Origin of the sequence: Aquitalea denitrificans, assembly GCF_009856625.1 — a bacterium.
Lineage (GTDB): Bacteria > Pseudomonadota > Gammaproteobacteria > Burkholderiales > Chromobacteriaceae > Aquitalea > Aquitalea denitrificans.
In genome coordinates this window covers 1,697,686-1,715,446 of record NZ_CP047241.1, presented here as the reverse complement: position 1 = coordinate 1,715,446, position 17,761 = coordinate 1,697,686, and the positions used below count along the sequence as shown (strand labels likewise).

At 60.7% G+C, this 17,761-nt stretch carries 16 protein-coding genes, 1 pseudogene and 1 riboswitch; of the genes and pseudogenes, 10 read left to right on the top strand and 7 right to left on the bottom strand.

The genetic code is table 11. From position 1 onward, the window contains the following. Positions 1 to 5: 5 nt before the first annotated feature. Positions 6 to 1,469, top strand: a complete 1,464-nt coding sequence (gene dbpA / locus GSR16_RS07805; RefSeq protein WP_240902627.1) for an ATP-dependent RNA helicase DbpA — start codon at positions 6 to 8, stop codon at positions 1,467 to 1,469. 74 nt (positions 1,470 to 1,543) lie between these two features. Here dbpA and tauD read toward each other — a convergent pair whose 3' ends face one another. The 4 genes from tauD to tauA are packed head-to-tail and all read right to left on the bottom strand — an operon-like array spanning position 1,544 to position 5,098. Beyond that, complete coding sequence (gene tauD, locus GSR16_RS07800; protein ID WP_159876146.1) at positions 1,544 to 2,377, bottom strand: taurine dioxygenase; 834 nt, start codon at positions 2,375 to 2,377, stop codon at positions 1,544 to 1,546. A gap of 59 nt (positions 2,378 to 2,436) precedes the next feature. Then, positions 2,437 to 3,318: a taurine ABC transporter permease TauC gene (gene tauC / locus GSR16_RS07795; RefSeq protein ID WP_159876144.1), complete on the bottom strand. Its 882-nt coding sequence runs from the start codon at positions 3,316 to 3,318 to the stop codon at positions 2,437 to 2,439. Beyond that, entirely contained in the window at positions 3,315 to 4,106 is a 792-nt protein-coding gene (gene tauB / locus GSR16_RS07790; protein WP_159876142.1) for a taurine ABC transporter ATP-binding subunit, read from the bottom strand. The genes tauC and tauB overlap by 4 nt, the downstream gene beginning before the upstream one ends. A 2-nt stretch (positions 4,107 to 4,108) precedes the next feature. Beyond that, positions 4,109 to 5,098, bottom strand: coding sequence for a taurine ABC transporter substrate-binding protein (tauA, locus tag GSR16_RS07785; RefSeq protein WP_159876140.1), 990 nt, complete (start codon positions 5,096 to 5,098; stop codon positions 4,109 to 4,111). A gap of 811 nt (positions 5,099 to 5,909) precedes the next feature. Here tauA and GSR16_RS21465 point away from each other — a divergent pair. Together GSR16_RS21465 and GSR16_RS21460 are read left to right on the top strand one after the other, a co-directional pair. Beyond that, a pseudogene (locus tag GSR16_RS21465) lies at positions 5,910 to 6,170 on the top strand (methyl-accepting chemotaxis protein); the annotation flags it as partial. Between the two features lie 21 nt (positions 6,171 to 6,191). Continuing rightward, positions 6,192 to 6,602, top strand: a complete 411-nt coding sequence (locus GSR16_RS21460) for a CZB domain-containing protein (protein WP_420837520.1) — start codon at positions 6,192 to 6,194, stop codon at positions 6,600 to 6,602. Positions 6,603 to 6,661: 59 nt separating this feature from the next. On the opposite strand, the gene mmuM is transcribed toward GSR16_RS21460, so the two are convergent. Together mmuM and GSR16_RS07770 are read right to left on the bottom strand one after the other, a co-directional pair. Continuing rightward, positions 6,662 to 7,618 (bottom strand): homocysteine S-methyltransferase, encoded by a 957-nt coding sequence (gene mmuM, locus GSR16_RS07775; RefSeq protein WP_159876136.1) that lies wholly within the window; start codon positions 7,616 to 7,618, stop codon positions 6,662 to 6,664. Beyond that, entirely contained in the window at positions 7,615 to 8,520 is a 906-nt protein-coding gene (locus GSR16_RS07770) for a LysR family transcriptional regulator (protein ID WP_159876134.1), read from the bottom strand. The genes mmuM and GSR16_RS07770 overlap by 4 nt, the downstream gene beginning before the upstream one ends. A 102-nt stretch (positions 8,521 to 8,622) precedes the next feature. Here GSR16_RS07770 and GSR16_RS07765 point away from each other — a divergent pair, with 102 nt between their 5' ends. From GSR16_RS07765 to GSR16_RS07755, 3 genes are all read left to right on the top strand, one after another. Continuing rightward, positions 8,623 to 9,264 (top strand): NAD(P)-dependent oxidoreductase, encoded by a 642-nt coding sequence (locus tag GSR16_RS07765; RefSeq protein WP_159876132.1) that lies wholly within the window; start codon positions 8,623 to 8,625, stop codon positions 9,262 to 9,264. A gap of 148 nt (positions 9,265 to 9,412) precedes the next feature. After that, positions 9,413 to 9,500: riboswitch (glycine riboswitch) on the top strand. Positions 9,501 to 9,891: 391 nt separating this feature from the next. Beyond that, positions 9,892 to 11,292 carry an L-serine ammonia-lyase gene (locus GSR16_RS07760; protein ID WP_159876130.1) on the top strand — a complete coding sequence of 467 codons (1,401 nt, stop codon included), beginning with the start codon at positions 9,892 to 9,894 and terminating at the stop codon, positions 11,290 to 11,292. Positions 11,293 to 11,490: 198 nt separating this feature from the next. Further along, entirely contained in the window at positions 11,491 to 12,558 is a 1,068-nt protein-coding gene (locus tag GSR16_RS07755; protein ID WP_159876128.1) for a fimbrial protein, read from the top strand. 67 nt (positions 12,559 to 12,625) lie between these two features. On the opposite strand, the gene GSR16_RS07750 is transcribed toward GSR16_RS07755, so the two are convergent. Beyond that, positions 12,626 to 13,894, bottom strand: a complete 1,269-nt coding sequence (locus GSR16_RS07750) for an MFS transporter (RefSeq protein WP_159876126.1) — start codon at positions 13,892 to 13,894, stop codon at positions 12,626 to 12,628. A 101-nt stretch (positions 13,895 to 13,995) separates the two neighbouring features. On the opposite strand from GSR16_RS07750, the gene GSR16_RS07745 reads away from it, so the two are divergent. The 4 genes from GSR16_RS07745 (at position 13,996) to GSR16_RS07730 (ending at position 17,746) form a co-directional block, all read left to right on the top strand. Continuing rightward, a complete protein-coding gene (locus GSR16_RS07745; RefSeq protein WP_159876124.1) occupies positions 13,996 to 14,892 on the top strand; it encodes a LysR family transcriptional regulator in 897 nt (298 codons plus the stop codon). A gap of 114 nt (positions 14,893 to 15,006) precedes the next feature. After that, a complete protein-coding gene (locus GSR16_RS07740) occupies positions 15,007 to 15,516 on the top strand; it encodes a response regulator transcription factor (RefSeq protein WP_240902626.1) in 510 nt (169 codons plus the stop codon). Between the two features lie 114 nt (positions 15,517 to 15,630). Then, the gene (locus tag GSR16_RS07735) at positions 15,631 to 16,506 is read left to right on the top strand and encodes a transporter (protein ID WP_159876122.1); all 876 of its coding nucleotides are present in this window, start codon (positions 15,631 to 15,633) and stop codon (positions 16,504 to 16,506) included. A 58-nt stretch (positions 16,507 to 16,564) separates the two neighbouring features. After that, positions 16,565 to 17,746, top strand: a complete 1,182-nt coding sequence (locus GSR16_RS07730; RefSeq protein WP_159876120.1) for an MFS transporter — start codon at positions 16,565 to 16,567, stop codon at positions 17,744 to 17,746. Positions 17,747 to 17,761 lie beyond the last annotated feature (15 nt).

The window sequence follows — 17,761 nt, the reverse complement described above, 5'->3', positions numbered from 1 at the left end:
CTGACGTGGCCAATACCTTGTTTGGACAATGCGCCGCCAACTGTTACACTGCCCACCCTTTCTGTCGTTACATCGCCAAGTCCGTGAAAAAAATCGCCTTTTCCAGCCTCACCGCGCTGCCTGCCGCCCTGCTCTCCAATCTGGACAGCCTGGGTTACCACAGCATGACCCCCATCCAGGCAGAAAGCCTGCCGGTGATTCTGGAAGGACGCGACCTGATCGCCCAGGCCAAGACCGGCAGCGGCAAGACAGCGGCCTTCGGCCTTGGCATGCTGGCCGGCATCAATCCGCGCTGGTTTGCCGTGCAGGGGCTGGTACTCTGCCCAACGCGCGAACTGGCCGACCAGGTGGCACAGGAAATCCGCCGTCTGGCCCGCAGTATCGACAATATCAAGGTGGTCACCCTCACTGGCGGCTCGCCGATGGGACCGCAGCGCGGCTCGCTGGAACACGGCGCGCACATTGTGGTGGGCACCCCTGGCCGGCTGCAGGACCACCTGTTCCGCCAGTCGCTGGACCTGTCCAATGTGAAAATGCTGGTGCTGGATGAGGCCGACCGCATGATAGACATGGGCTTCATCGAAGAAATCGTCGGCATCGTGCGCGCCTGCCCGCGCACCCGCCAGACCTTGCTGTTCTCCGCCACCTACCCGGACACCATCCGCAAAGCCAGCGCACAGTTCCTGCGCCAGCCGGTGGAGGTGAAGGTACAGGCCCTGCACAGCGGCGACCACATCGAACAATGGTTCTACAAGGTGAAGCCGGAAACCCGGCTGGAAACCGTTACCCGCATCCTGCAGCACGTGCGCCCGGCCTCGGCGCTGGCCTTCTGCAATACCAAGGAACGCTGCAAGGAGCTGGTGAAAGACCTGCAAAACCGTGGTTTCTCGGCACTGGCACTGTATGGCGATCTGGAACAACGCGACCGCGACCAGATCCTGCTGCGCTTTGCCAACAAGAGCACCACCGTGCTGGTGGCTACCGACGTGGCCGCCCGTGGTCTGGATATCAAGGAGCTGGATCTGGTGATCAATGTGGACGTGAGCCACGATCCGGAAATCCATATCCACCGTATCGGCCGTACTGGTCGCGGCGAGCTGCACGGCCTGGCCATGACCCTGACCTGTGAAAATGATGCGCGCCGCCTGGTGCAAATCGAGGACTATCAGAAAGCCCCGCTCACCTGGGCGGAAGTCACCGAACTGACCCCGGCTCCGGGCGGCCAGCTGATTCCGGCCATGGTGACGCTGGAAATTGCCGGCGGCAAACGTGACAAGCTACGCCCCGGCGACATTCTGGGCGCGCTCACCGGCGACGGCGGGGTGGATGGCAGCCATGTCGGCAAGATCAACGTCCTGGAAGGTGCCAGCTTTGTCGCCTTGCAGCGTGATATTGCCGAACAGGCCTTCGACCGTCTGTCCACCAGCAAGATCAAGGGCCGCCTGTTCAAGATGCGCTTTGTCGAATAAGCCTTGCGCGACGCACCATGCAAAAGCCACCCCAAGGGGTGGCTTTTGTCATTTCAGCCGCGCAACACACTGACTTAGAACGGCTTGTCACCCAGAATCGTGGCCCGGTGCATGATGCGGCGGTTGGGGCGGTAATCGTCCACCGCATAATGACTGGTGGAGCGGTTATCCCAGAACGCCACATCGCCAGCCTGCCAGCGCCAGCGGATGGTGAATTCCGGCCGCGCCTGATGGGCGAGCAGGAAGGCCAGCAAAGCCGCGCCCTCTTCTTCCGGCAGTTCGTTGATTTCGGTGGTGAAACCGCCATTGACGAACAAACCTTTGCGACCGCTGACCGGATGGGTACGCACCACCGGATGGCTTAGCGGCGGATTGTCGCGCCGGGTCTGTTCCCATTTTTCCCGGTCGGCCGGCGTCAGGCCAAAGCGCTTGAGCGGGAAAGTCTTGGTAAAGTCATGGGTGGCAGTCAGCCCTTCCAGCAAGGCTTTCAGACCGTCGGACAGCGCATCCCAGGCAGCAAAGCTGCTGGCCCACAGCGTGTCACCGCCAAACTCCGGCAGCAAGCGCGCCGCCAGCACCGCAGCCGCCGGCGGGGTTTCGATGAAGGTGACATCAGTGTGCCAGATGGCATTGTCCTTCAGGTCGAAGGCGTCGGTGTCCAGAATCATCACCTGCGGTGCATCCGGGTGTTGCGGGTAGATGGGGTGGGTGTGCAGATCACCAAAGCGGGCGGCAAAATCGCGCTGCTGGCGCGGGCTGATGTCCTGATTACGGAAGAACAGCACCTGATGTTGCAGCAGGGCCTGCTGTATCTCCTGCTGCAGGTTGTCAGTCAGCGGCTGCGCCAGATCCACGCCTTCGACAATCACGCCCAGCGCCGGGGACAAACGGGTAAGAGTCAGACTCATCTTCTATTCCTTGCATCATTCGGTTCTGGCCGCCACCACAGGCAGCGGCCATGAAATCTTCAATCCAGCTGGCCATGCCAGGGGGCGAGTCGTCGCTGCAACAGGCGCAAGCCCAGTTCCAGCGCAAAGGCGATCACCGCGATGACGGCAATGCCCAGAATCACCACATCGGTCACCAGGAACTGCGCCGCCGACTGCACCATGAAACCCAGCCCGCGGGTGGCAGCCACCAGCTCGGCCGCCACCAGGGTGGACCAGCCGGTACCCAGGCCGATGCGGATGCCGGTGAGGATTTCCGGCAAGGCCTCTGGCAGGATGACAAACCACAGCAACTGGCTGCGGCTGGCCCCCAGCGTCTGGGCGGCACGCAGGCGGTTACGGCTGACCTGTGCTACGCCGTGGCTGGTGGCGATGATGACCGGGGCCAGCACGGCCAGGAAAATCAGCAGCACCTTGGACAATTCGCCAATACCGAACCAGATGACAATCAGCGGCAGATAAGCCAGCGGTGGCACCGGGCGATAGGCTTCAATCAGCGGGTCCAGCAGGCCACGCGCCACCGGGCTGACGCCCATCAGCACCCCCAGCGGAATACCCAGCAGCACCGCAGCCAGCAAGGCCAGCACGATGCGCTGCAGGCTGGCCGCCAGGTGCTGCCACAAAGTGGCATCCATGAAACCCTGGGTGCTGACGGTGATCAGCTTGGCCAGCACCGCTTCGGGCGCAGGCAGAAACAGCGGTGGCACCACGCCGCTATGTGACAAGCCCCACCAGCCGCTCAGCACCGCCAGCAGGCTGATCAGGCTGAGCCAGCCACGGCGGTATTGCCGCCACCATGTGCTTCGCGCTGTCAGGGTGGCCGTCGGCAATTCATCCGGCACCGGTTTGCTGGCGGCCACGCCGGCCAGTTTCTGCTCCAGAGTGTTTTCCAGTGCATTCATGCGGCAATCTCCTCGGCCTGACGGCGATGGTCGAACAGGGTGGCCAGCAATTGCTCGCGCAGCGCGATGAAGGCCGGATCGGACTTGATGGCCCGCGCCGATTCACCCGCCCGGTAACGCTGGCTGAAGCCCGGGCGCAGGGTTTCGACAATGCGGCCCGGCCCCGGCGACATCAGCACCAGTTCGGTGGCCAGAAACAGCGCCTCTTCGATATCGTGGGTGATCAGGAAAATGCGTCGCCGTGCCTGCTGCCACACCTTGAGCAGCAGCTCCTGCATTTGCTCGCGGGTAAAGGCATCCAGTGCGCCGAAGGGTTCGTCCATCAGCAATACCTGCGAATGGCTGGCTAGCGCACGGGCAATCCCCACGCGCTGACGCTGGCCGCCGGACAGCTGCCAGCTGTAGCGACTGCCGGCCTCCGGCAGGTCGACCAGACGCAGCACCTCGTCAGCCCGCGCCAGCCGTTCGGCCTTGGCCACGCCTTGCAGACGCAAGCCAAAAGCCACGTTGTCGCGCACGGAAAGCCAGGGCAGCAGCGCATCATGCTGAAACACGACCGCGCGGTCGGCACCCGGCCCGCGCACCAGTGCATCGCCAAAGCGCACCTCGCCGCCATCCGGCTGGACAAAACCGGCAAACAGATTCAGCAAGGTGGTCTTGCCGCAGCCGGACGGACCCAGTGCCACGGTCAGGTCATCCGGACCGATATCCAGCGACACTTCGGACAAGGCGGGCCGGTCCTGACCGGGATAGCGCACGCTCACCTTGTTGGCGGAGAGGATGGCCATGATTATTTCGCAGCCTTGACAAACTGGTTGCTCACATAGGGGCTGTAATCAGCCTGCAGGCTGTCCACCTTGCCCTGCGATTTCAGGAAGGCTGCGGTATTGGCTACGGCCTGCACGAAAGGCTTTTGCAGCAGGGCAATCTGGTCTTTCTGGGTGAGGAAGCGGTTACCCTGCAAGCCCAGCACCACGTCGGCCGGAGCAGCACCGGTCAGACGGCTGATCTTGTCGATATTGTCCTTGTTGGCGATAAAGGCCTTGGGGTTGGCCACATAGCCGGCGATGGCGTCCAGCGATACCTTGGCAAACTTGTTGACGAATTCCGGATGGGCATCGGCAAAGTCCTTGCGCACGATCCAGATATCGTAAGTCGGAGCGCCCCACTTGGAGACCTGTGCCGAGCTGGTCAGCACCTTGCCGTTAGTCTTGATCTTGCCCAGTGCCGGGTCCCACACGTAGGCGGCATCAATGTCGCCACGCTGCCAGGCAGCAGTGATTTCGCTGGGGCGCAGGTTCAGCACATTCACCTTGCTGGCATCCACATTCCAGTGCTTGAGCGAGGCCAGCAGGCTGTAGTGGGTGGTGGATACATAGGGCACGGCCACTTTCTTGCCGATCAGGTCCTGCGGCTTGGCAATCTTGCTGCCATTGCGCACCACCAGTGCCTCGGCATCACCGATTTCATCGGCCACCAGGAAAGTGACAATCGGCAGGCCACGGCTGGCGGCAGCGGCCAGCGGGCTGGAGCCCAGATTGCCGATCACCACGTCACCCGAGGCCACGGCGGCAATCACTTCCGAACCGCTTTCAAACTTGCGCCAGTTGATCTGGGTGCCGGTGGCCTTTTCATAAGTACCGTCGGCTTGCGGAATCTTGGTGGGGTCGATACCGGTCTGGTAGGCGATGGTCACGGTATCGGCGGCGTGAGCCAGATTACCCAGCAGGGCAAGGGAAGCTGCAATCAGGGAACGTCGGATTGTCTTGGCTTGAGTCATGGTGTATTCCGCTATTGGCTGTGTGTTTGATGAACACCAATCTAGCAAGCGGCACCACGAAAACTAAGCAAGAAAAAACGGTTTGCTTAGCAGAAAATTGCAATAAGCCCACATCCTTGCAAGACCGGCCAGCCCGTTCACAAGTCAGCAAAAAATAGCAAAATATCGAAGCCCTGATTGATATTACGCAAATCGCAGATCATCACCGCGAGCGAGTATTTAAACCATTAGCCAGCGAAATTAATATCCAGCTAAAAGATATGTTTGTAATTTTCAGTAAAATAAAGGACACAACACAAATAATTTCCCGATTCCATACCAAGCCAAGTAAAGTAATTGAAAATAACAAAATTAGTTTCAACAATAGATAATAACTCACCAGTAGTCGGAGACCTGAATGTTTGGGACAGCAAAGAACAGACGTATTGAAGAACTACAACAACGCGTACAGCAACTGGAACAGGATCTGCAGCAAAGCCAGGCACGCCAGCATGACAGCGAGCAGGCACGCCAGCAGGCCGAGCAGCAACTGCAGGACCTGCAGCTTTCCAGCCAGCGCAATCAGAGCTATATCGAACCGTTTGGCGACTTCTGCGGTAGCCTGGCCAGCATCCGCACCTCCTTTGCCGACCTCGCCACCCTGATGGAAAGCAATTTCGGTGCCGCTGCCGATGCCGTCAGCACCCTGCATGGCACCCGCGGTGCCGTGGACACCTTGGCGCACAGCTTTGATGAAATTGCCTTGGCGCAGCAAAAGACAGCGGCATCCATGGACTCGCTCAACAGCAAGACCGGACAGATTCGCCAGTTTGTACAACTGATCAAGGACGTGGCCGACCAGACCAATCTGCTGGCATTGAACGCCGCCATCGAAGCCGCCCGCGCCGGCGAACAAGGCCGCGGCTTTGCCGTGGTAGCCGACGAAGTGCGCAAGCTAGCCGAACGCACGGCCAATGCCACCAATGAAATCTCCAGCCTGGTAGGCGATGTAGAAAATGCCTCGCAAAGCACCAAGGAACAAGTAACCGAGGCCGCCAGCCAGGTGGCTGGCTATCGCGAAACCGGCATCGAAACCGCTGACGCCATCCGCAGCATGGTGAATATCAGCGAGCAGATGGCGCGCGTGATTGCCCAAGGAACCAACACCAGCTTCATGGAGGTGGTGAAGCTGGATCACATCGTGTTCAAGCTGGATGTCTACAAGGCCTTCATCGGCTATCACGATCTGTCGTCGGACAAGGTGTCCTCGCACCATCACTGCCGCCTGGGCAAGTGGTACTACGAAGGCCGTGGTGCACAGGAGTGCAAGGGCAACAGCAACTACAACCAGCTGGAAGCGCCGCATGCCAATGTGCACAACTTCGGCAAGGATGCGCTGGATGCCTTCCACGCCAAGGACTTTGCCAAGGCCCAACAGGCACTGCGCCGCATGGAGGATGCTTCCGGCCAAGTAATGGACATCCTCACGACCATGGAGCACGAACCCTGCACCCGCCAGATCTGAAGCCGCTGGCTGCCCAAGCTTTACAACAAGAAAAAGCCGGTCCATGACCGGCTTTTTGCTTACCCGCCTCTGGCATCCAGACAGGCACGCAAAGCGGCAATATGCGCCGGCCCGGTACGGCAGCAACCACCAATCAGCCGCGCACCGGCTTGTCGCCAGCGCCGGGCCTGTGCAGAAAAATCTGCCGTACTGGCCGTGCCGTGCCAGCACTTGTGCTGGCCATCCCACTGCTCGCCCGAATTGGGATAGGCCAGCAGGGGCTTGTCGGTTACGGCAGCGGCTTGCTGTAGCAGCCCTTCCACCCAACGCGGATCGGTACAGTTCACCCCCAGCGCCACCACCTGCGCCACGCCGTCCAGCATGGTAATACAGTCTGCCAGCCGTTCGCCCTGCCACACACGGACTGCATCCCGGCAACTGAAGCTGATCCAGGCCGGCGTGGCGGGAAACTCCTCCTGCAACAGCCGCGCCAGCGCCAGCGCCTCTTCCGGGCAGGGAATGGTTTCGCATGCCAGCAAGTCGGCCCCGCTGGCGGCCAGCACGGCCAGCCGTGGCCGGTGAAAATCCATCAGCTGAGTCACGCTCAGGCCATAATCACCCCGGTATTCCGAGCCATCCGCCAGCATTGCACCATAAGGCCCAACCGAAGCGGCCACCAGCGGTGCCTGCTGCCCGACGGGCTGATTTGCCAGGAAGTGCTGGCGCGCCTGTAGCGCCAGCTCAACCGACAACTGCATCAGCCCGGCAGCTTGCTGTCGATCCAGCCCGCGCCGGGCAAAGCCCTCAAAACTGGCCTGATAGCTGGCCGTGGTGATGATGTCGGCACCGGCCTGCAGATAGTCCAGATGCAATTGGGCGATTGCCTGTGGCGCTTCCAGCAACACGCGTGCCGACCACAGCGGGTCGGCCAGATCAAAGCCACGCGCCTCCAGCGCGGTGGCCAGCGCTCCATCCAGCAGCAGGCAATCGCTTTGTACCAACTTGTCCTGCAACACGTTCAAGGCCGTGCCACTCATGTCGGGCTCCCCGGTTTTTGCTGCATGCGCTGGCGCAGGGCCTCGATGGCATAGCGCACCTTGGCCGGCTGGGCATCACGCCGTGGCGTCACCACATAAATGCCCAGCGCCGGCAGACGCCACTGCGGCAATACCCGCAGCAGCCGTCCCTCGGCCAGCTCCTGCCGCACTTCAGGCTCGGGCTGGATGGATAGGCCCATGCCGGCCAGGACAAACTGGCGCGCTGCCAGGATGTTGTTGCTGCTGACCCGCCGCGCCACCATGGGCCGCACCACTTCGCCTGCCGGGTTTTCCATGGTCAGCCAGGTGTGGCTGCGTTCATGGTCCAGCATTACCCACTGGTGTCCCTCCAATTGTTCCGGGGTAGAAATGGCCGGGTGGCGCGCCAGATAGGACGGCGCGGCGCACAGCACGCTTTCCCAGTCTGCCAGATGGCGCGCCACCAGGGAGGAGTCTTTCAGATCGCCAGCGCGCAAGGCCAGATCGATGCGGTGCTGCACCAGATCAATCATTTCGTCATGAAAAAACAGCTTCAGGCTCAGGCGCGGATGGGCGGCCAGCAGCGGGGCCAGCGCCTCAGTCAGCATCGGCCCGGCAAAGCCGGTGGGAGCAGACAGCCGCAGCTCACCTACTGGCGCGTCACGTAGCTCGTTCAGGCGCTGCTCGGCCAGGCGCGCAGCGGCCAGCATATCGGCGCAGCCTTGATAAAACAGGCTGCCAGCTTCGGTCAGGGTGAGGCTGCGCGTGGTCCGGTGCAGCAAGGACACGCCATGTTCTGCCTCCAGCTTGCTGACATGCTGGCTGACCGCCGATGGTGTCATGCCCAGCGTGCGTGCCGCCGCCACCATCGAGCCCTGCTCCACCACGGTGGCAAATACCGCCATCCGCCGCAAGATATCCATATTATTAAGTCCTGCTAATTTATTAATGCCAGTATCGCCTGATTATCAGCCGTACTACAAGTCATTACACTTTCTTCCATCAACTATCGAAAGGAAAGCAAGATGAAAATCGCCCTGATTGGTGCCACCGGTTTTGTCGGCTCTGCCGTATTGCAAGAACTGCTGGCACGCCAGCATCAGGTATCGGCCATTGTCAGCCGTCCGGAACGCCTACCCAGCCACCCGCAACTGACGGCGGTGAAGGCCGATGCCTACGATGCCGCCGCCATTGCCCAGGTGGTTGCCGGACACGATATGGTGATCAGCACCTTCAATCCGGGCTGGGACAAGGCCGATATCCGCGCCCTCTTCCTCAACGGCCATGACGCCATTGTGGCCGGCGTGAAGCAGGCCGGTGTACCCCGCTTTCTGGAAGTGGGCGGTGCCGGCAGCCTGTATGTGGCACCGGGCGTGCAACTGATCGACACCCCGCACTTCCCCGCCGAATACAAGGAAGGCGCGGAAGGTGCCCGCCAGGCACTGGCCAGCTTGCAACAGGAAACCGTGCTGGACTGGGTATTCCTGTCGCCACCGGCCCTGCTGGCTCCGGGCGAGCGCAGCGGTCAGTACCGTCTGGGTGGCGATGAACTGCTGATGGATGGCGACCAGCCCGCCGGCATCAGCGTGGCCGACCTGGCCGTTGCCATTGCCGATGAAGCCCAAATCCCGCGCCACAACCGCCAGCGCTTTACCGTGGCCAACTGATTTCCTGCGCCGCCACTTCCAGCCGCCATGCACCTTGCAGGCGGCTTTTTGCGCTTGCCCGCGACATGCTGCAAGCGCACATCAAAACCCGCGTCAATATTGGCGTTGACAGCCATTCCCGGCTTATCTACAGTGCCAGCCAGCCGTACTGGATGGCGCAGGAGAGATCACCCCAGCGGTGACGCCGAAGGGGTATCGCCCCAGAAACTCTCAGGCAAAAGAACTGCACCATCGTCTGGCTCTCTGGAGAGAAGACCCGGGCATCTGCCTGGCGGTCTCGCCGAAGGAAGGTCGCCTGCCGACCACAATCTCTCAGGCAAAAGGACAGAGGGGGCCAAGACTGTGTCGTGCCTGCATGCCTGCCTTCCGGCCATGGTTGCGGGACAAGCCCCCGGCCTGCCAATGGCTGCCCGGCACGCACAGACCCGCGCCCGCTCGCCAACCCCCACCCGGTTACCGGACTTGACGCTTCACGACGCCTGATGGCCGGAAGCAGAACAGTCAGCCTGCACAAAGCATGACACGCTGACACACGACACACGGGCCCGCGTCCGCAAGCTGGCGAGCCCCCACCCGCAACACCGGCAGACTGCACGGCAGACTGCCTGCATCAGACAAGAGAGCATCATGGCAATCAGTGTTTTTGACCTGTTCAAGATTGGTATCGGCCCGTCCAGCTCCCACACGGTTGGCCCCATGCGCGCCGCGCGCCAGTTTGTCACACGACTGGAAAAGGATGGCCTGCTGACCACAACCAGCCGTGTGCGCAGCGAGATGTATGGCTCGCTGGGTGCCACCGGCAAGGGCCACGGCTCGGATACCGCGGTATTGCTGGGCCTGGCGGGCGAACTGCCCGACATGGTGGATACCGACGCCGTGCCGGACATCCTGGCCAATATCCGCCGGGAAAAACAATTGAAACTGCTGGGCGAGCACGCCATTGCCTTCAACGAGCCGGACGACCTGATCCTGCACAAGCGCAAGACACTGCCCTACCACCCCAACGGCATGATCTTCGAAGCCTTCGACGCCGACGGCAACAGCCTGTCCAAGCGCGCCTACTATTCGGTAGGTGGCGGCTTTGTGGTGGATGAAGCAGCCATTGAAGCCGGCTTCACCCCGCCGGGTGTCACCGAACTCAAACACCAGTTCAATACCGCCGCCGAACTGCTGGCGCTGTGCAAGGAACAGGGCAAGAGCATCAGCCAGATCATGCTGGAAAACGAACTGGCCTGGCGCAGCGAGGAAGAAGTGCGCCGTGACCTGCTCACTATCTGGGGCGTGATGCAAGCCTGTGTCAAACGTGGCTGCCAGCGCGAAGGTATTTTGCCGGGCGGCATGAAAGTGAAACGCCGCGCTGCCGACATGTACCAGAAACTGCTGGCCGCACCGGAAGCTGCGCTGCGCGACCCGCTCACCGTGATGGACTGGGTGAATCTGTACGCGCTGGCGGTCAATGAAGAAAACGCCGCCGGTGGCCGTGTGGTAACTGCCCCCACCAACGGTGCTGCCGGCATCATCCCGGCGGTGATGCATTACTACGCCCGCTTTGTGCCGGGTGCCAGCGAAGACGGCATCGTGCGCTACCTGCTGACCGCCGGTGCCATCGGCATCCTGTTCAAGCTCAATGCCTCGATCTCCGGTGCCGAAGTGGGCTGCCAGGGTGAAGTGGGCTCGGCCTGCTCGATGGCGGCCGGTGCGCTGGCCGAGGTGATGGGCGGCACGCCGGAACAAGTGGAAAACGCGGCGGAAATCGGCATGGAACACAATCTGGGCCTGACCTGCGACCCGGTGGGCGGCCTGGTGCAAGTACCGTGCATCGAGCGCAATGCCATGGCCTCAATCAAGGCCATCAATGCCGCGCGCATGGCCTTGCGTGGCGATGGCCAGCACTACGTGTCGCTGGACCGCGTGATCAAGACCATGCGCGATACCGGCCGTGACATGAGCACCAAGTACAAGGAAACCGCACGTGGCGGCCTGGCCATCAATGTGATCGAAGTACCGGTGAACGTGGTGGAGTGCTGATACCAGCAGCTTGGCTTGCGGGCCAAAACACAAAACGCCGTGGCATTGTGCCCACGGCGTTTTGTTTATACTCCACAAAAACCATACATACAGAAAATTCTGCATTACATATAAGAATAATACATGTAAAAATAATAAATTTTTTACTAACAATAAATCTACAATGTAAATTTCATAAAAATCGAGGATCAATTTTTCATGAAATTAATGTCAAAAATATTCATTGCATTATTTTTACTTTCCACAAGCAAAAACATCGCCGCCAATGTAATGTGCTACGATTCCACAGGACCTTACTGGCGAAACTTGGTTTACAAAACATTAAATATCAACAACAACTCCATAAATTGGAGTGGCCCCGCGAATACATTGAGTCCTGGAACTTCACTTGCCAGCTGGTCCAACTCTGCGACAGACTATTTTTTCTTTTCATGCCCCAACGGCACCTATATCTCATCAGATTCACATAACCCTCAAACTTGGATAATTTCCAACAAAACACCGCTAAATGGCTTTACCTACACACTAAATGGAGTAACCTACCCTGTATTCCCTACAGGAGCACAAGGCATTGGTTATATTCTTGGCGCAGCCGATCCAAACAAAGTCTTGACGCCATTAGGAAGTACAGCGCTACAAATGTTCTCCACTACTGATGGTGGTAACACCCTAGGTATACAATATCTATTCCGCTATGTCATCACAGGTACATTAAAGAGTGGCATCACCAACATTCCCAGTCAACAAATTGGAACAATTCAAATGCGTGATGGCCCTACGGTTCTTGCCGCAGGATCTAGCCCGATCTTCTTGAATAGCGCAACCTTGACAGTGACCGCCGCTACCTGCACTGTCAATACCAACAATATTTTTGTTACTCTTCCTTCGACAGACATCACCAAGCTAAGCGCTATCGGCAGCATATCCACACCAACCAATTTCAATATCTCGCTCACCTGCCCTGGTGGAATTAACACTTACATGGTAATGACTGACAATACCAATATAGCAAACCGAAGCAATAGATTGTCATTAGCCCCCAGCTCAATAGCAAAGGGCGTTGCCGTGCAAATTACCAAAGCAGATGGCAGCTTGGTCAACTTCGGGCCTGACTCTGCCAATCCTGGTACAACAAATCAATTTCTTGTATTTAACAATCTCTCGGGAACCCAGTCCATTCCACTCACTGCAAGACTTATCCGGACAGGCCCAATCACACCAGGAAGCTTAACCGCCATTGCCACCTATACTTTCTCTTACCAATAATCACCCCGTCATGAAAAACGCCGTGGATATTACCACGGCGTTTTTCATGGGTAGCTCTGCCAGAGAGCTAAACGGGCAGCGGCTCCAGCTTGCGCAGACGCAGAGCTATCAGCAGCAGTGCCAGCAAACCCAGCGCAATCATGGCAGCCACGCCATTCCATTTGCCCATGCCCCACAGCAGGCCAGAGAAGGACCCCACCACACTAGAACCCAGGTAATAAGCAGTCAGATAGAAAGCCGAAGCCAAGGCCTTGCCACGCAAGGCACGACGGCCTATCCAGCTGCTGGCCACCGAATGGCCACCGAAAAAGCCGAAGGTAAACAGCGCAATGCCTGGCACCATCAGCCACAGCGAATCCGCCAGCGTGCACAGCAGCCCTGCGGCCATCAGCACCACCATCAGCCACAACATGTTGCGACGGCCAAAGCGGTCGGCCATGCGCCCCACCCAGGCCGAGGCCCAGATACCCACCATATACAGCGAGAACACAAAGCCCAGCACGCTGTGGCTCAGATTGAAGGGCGCGGCCAGCAAGCGGAAACCCAGATAGTTGTACAGGCTGACAAAGCAGCCCATGAACAGGAAGGCTGACAGGAACAACCAGGGCAGGCCGCCGTCGGCAAAATGGCTGCCCACGTCATGCCGCAGCTCGGCCAGGTTCAGCGGCACCGGCTTGAAATGGCGCGAATCCGGCAGGCTGCGCCAGAACTCGATGGCACCGGCAAGGCCCAGCACCCCCAGCGCCAGCACCGCTGCGCGCCAGCCAAAGTGGTCGGCAATCACCGCGGCCAGAAAGCGCCCGCTCATGCCGCCCAGCGCATTGCCGGCGATATACAGGCCGATGGAGTGGCCCAGTGACAAGGGCTCCACTTCTTCGCTCAGATAGGCCATGGCCACGGCAGGCAAACCAGCCAGCACCACGCCGAAAATGGCACGCAGATAGAGAAACTGCTGAAAGCCGGGGGCAAAGGCCGCCAGCAGCATCAGCAGCGCGGCCAGGCTGAGGGCAATATTCATCACCGGCTTGCGCCCCACCTTGTCCGCCAGAAAACTGGCCGGAATCAGCGCCAGCGCAAGGCCGGTGGTGGGCACCGACAGCACGCTGCTGGCGGCAGCCGGGCTCAGGGCAAAGTCTTGCGCAAACATCGGCATCAGCGGCTGCATGCTGTACAGCATGGAAAAGGTGCAGAAGCCGCCGACAAACATGGCGCGCGCGGTGGCACGAAATGCGGGCGAACCGGCTTGCAGGCGGGCGCTGGGGGAAATGGTGTTCTCCTGTGCAGAAGCAGGGCCTGCATGTAGCGTAGCAGCACAGGAAGCAGAATCGGGAGGCATGATGAAACCGGTAGCAGTGATACAGAATTCGAGCTTAGTCCTTGACAAAACAGCAGTCCAATATATCTTTATTCAATTATTAATACTTTAAAAGTATCAATATGGAACTGCGCCACCTGCGTTATTTCGTCACCGTTGCCGAGGAGCTGCACTTCACCCGCGCTGCCGAGCGCCTGCACATCGCCCAGCCGCCCTTGTCCCAGCAAATCCAGTCACTGGAAGCCGAGCTGGGCGTGGCCTTGTTTCTGCGGGAAAAGCGCAAGGTGGAACTGACCGCCGCCGGTCAGCAATTTCTGCAACGCGCCCGGCGCATTCTGGCCGATACCGAAGAGGCCGCCGAACAGGCCAGACGCGCCGCACGCGGCGAGGTGGGCGAGCTGCGCATCGGCTTTACCTCCTCCCTGCCGCTCACCCCCATCCTGCCTGCCGCCTTGCATGCCTATCGCCAGCACTACCCGGCAGTGCGGCTGACCTTGCGCGAAATGTTCACCACCGACCAGTTTGCCGCCATGCAGCAACAAGAGATTGACGTGGGCTTCGTGCGCTTTAACGGCCTGTCCCCGGCCGACAATATTCTGGTACAGGAGCTACGGCGCGACCCGCTGCTGGTGGTGATCAACAGCAACCACCCGCTGGCAGGTGAGCCCAGCCTGTCGCTAGCCCAACTGCGTGACGAGGGCATGATCAGCTATCCGCGCAGCGCCGGCACCGGCCTGCATACGGTCATCCGCCAGCTGTGCGAGGCCTGCGGCTTCGAGCCGCGCATCACCCAGGAAGCGGGCGAAGCCACCACCCAGGTGGGTCTGGTGGCAGCCGGCCTTGGCATCGCCATCCTGCCCTCGCCGCTGAACTGCGTGCAGCTGCCCGGCGTGCGCTATATCCCGCTGACCGACGACGGCGCTTATCTGGCCATGGGCATTGCCACCCGCGAGGGCGACAGCTCGCCACTGGTGGCCGGTTTCATCACCCATCTGTGGGACGAAATCCCGGCCGCTTAGCGCCGCCCCCCCTGCAGCAGCATCGTATGCTGGTACTGCCTGCGACGGCGCGCCTTGCCTCAGGGGTGCTACGCTATTTTGTTAGCCGCTCCAAGGAACAAACGGTAGGCCACGTTGCCACCGCACGCCATACAGAGGAGAACATCATGCAACAGCCATCAGACCATCAACCAGATCCGCACCCTGCAAGCCCTGCGCGAAACCCTCAGCGGCCCCAGGCTGGCCATGGCGGTGTGTGACCAGCATGGCACCCTGCACTGCGCCGAACCCGGCTTTGTCGACCTGCTGCTGACCGAGTGGCCGCAGTGGACCGGCCCCGGCCTGCCCGCCGGCCTGTCACCGCAAGGGCATGACGGTGCCCGGCTCAATATCGAGGCGCGCCGCATCAGCGACCTCTACCTGCTGACCGCGCGCTACCGCTGCGCGATGGAGCAGCTTTCCAGCCGCGAAACCGATGTCGCCCGCCTGTTTGGCGAAGGCCTCACCTACAAGGACATCGCGCGCAAGCTGGGCCTGTCGCCGCATACCGTGCGCCATCACATCCGCGCCATCTACACCAAGCTGGGTATCAACGGCAAGGCGGGCATCGCCCATCTCTTACACCAGCAAGCGCCATTCGGCTGATCTTTCCAGCCTGCTGACTTCCCCGTAACGCCCTGTTGCCGCCAGCGTCCGCCATGGCTGGCAGGGACACCTGCGTCCAGGTTTTTTCGCCCACCCACCCATAAGGAACAAACCATGACCTCGTTTCGCCCCGTCCCAACCGTGCTGACAGCCAGCCTGCTGCTCGCCACCCTGCCCGGCCATGCTGCCGACACCAATGCCCGCGACTTTTTCAGCGCGCCGGTCGGCACCGCGCTGGGTGTGCTCTACCTGCCCGTCACCTGGGCCGACAGCTTTCACTCCGCCAGCGGCAAGGACCAGCAGGCCCGGCTGAATGTGGAAGCGCTGGCCTGGCGTCAACTGTGGTTTTCCGATATCTGCGGCACCCTGTGTACACCGCAGTTCATCATCCCGGCCGCTAACATCAAAGCCACCCTGCCCGGCAGCCAGCAAAGCCAGCAGGATAGCGGCATCGGCGACCCGCAAGTGGGCGGCACACTGTTCTTCATCAACCAGCCGGACAAGCGCGAGTACAGCGGCCTGCTGACCCTGATCACCATGCCGGTGGGCAGCTACGATGCCCGGCACCCAGATGTTTCCGCTGGGGCAAACCGCTGGGGTGCCACCTTTCTCTACAACTACACCCATGGCGTAGGCAAAAACTGGGTGCTGGAAGCCTCGCTGGAAGCCCAGTTCTACGGCAACAACGACAACTATCTCGGCAACAACCTGAAACAGCAACCCTTGTACCGCCTGCAGGCCTTTGCCTCTTACGACTTCACCCCGAACACCTATGGCGCGCTGCGGCTGTACCACACCCGCGGCGGGGCCTTGCGCCTGAACGGACAGGACCTGCCCGACACCCGGCAGAACAGTACCCAGCTGGGCGTCGAACTGGGCCACTGGCTCAGCAAGCAAGACCAGCTGCTGCTGATGCTGGCGCGCAATGTCCACACCACCAACAGCTTTGACAGCAGCCAGGCCATGTTGCGTCTGGTACATGTTTTCTGAGCTGAGCAAGCCGACAAGAACATCCGCCCGACGGATCACCCACTACAGAGGAAAAACCATGAACACACTCTCCCACGCCAAGCCCGCCGCGCCGGCACACCATGCGCGCCCGGCCATGGCCGCCATTGTCGGTTTCGCCGCCATCGTCCCGGCCGTGCTGATGATGGCCCCCGCCGTCGCCAGCCAGTTGGCCAACCAGCTGCAACTGGGGCCGGTCGCTATCGGCAACCTGTTCTCCGCCGAACTGGGTGCCATGAGCCTGGCCACCCTGCCGGCCATGTTCTGGCTGCCACGCGTCAACTGGCGTAGCGCCGCCTGGCTGGCGGTGCTGGTATTCATCACAGCCAACCTGCTGTCGGCCACTACCGTCAGCTATCCGCTGCTGCTGGGCCTGCGTTTTGTCAGTGCGCTGGCCGGAGGCTCGCTGATGATTCTGTGCCTATCCGCTGCCGCCACCCTGCCCAACCGTGACCGCGTTTATGGCTTGTGGGTGATGGGCCAGCTGGCCTTGGGGGCCGTGGGGCTGGTAGCGATGCCATCCTTGTTTGCCCGCTTCGGCATTGCCGCCTGTTATGTGGGGCTGGCCTTGCTGATGGCACTGTGTGCACCGCTGGCGCGCTGTTTTCCCCAGGGCCTGCAAGGCACAGCCCCAACACACGCACCAGCCGCTCCCGGCCCTCGCCGGGGCCGTGCCGCACTGGGCATCATCGCCACGCTGGCGTTTTACATCAGCCTGAGCGGGGTGTGGACCTTTGTCGGCCAGATTGCCGTGCAATCCGGCATTGCACCGCAGCAAAGCGGCAATATTTTCGCCATCGCCACCTTGCTGGGTGTGGCCGGTGCCGGTACTGCCTCGCTGATTGGCCGCCAGTTGCCCCGCGCCCGGCTGCTGCTGGCCGGCTTTGCCATGATGATGGCAGCCATGCTGCTGTTGCTGCATAACCCGGCACTGGCGCGCTTTGCCATCGCGGCCTTGCTGTTCAAGTTCAGCTGGACCTTCATCCTGCCCTTCATCCTGGCCACACTGGCCGACATCGACCACAGCGGCAAGCTGATGAATGCCACCAATTTGGTCATCGGTGGCGGCCTGGCCATCGGCCCCGCGCTGGCCGGTCAGCTGATCGCCGCCAATGGCGGCAGCCTGCATCTGCTCTTGCTGCTGGCCACGGTGGTGGCCGCCCTGTCGCTGGCCTTGTTGCTGTCGCTGCAAACACCCCGCCACATCCCTGCCCACGCCTGAATCCAAGGAGAAACC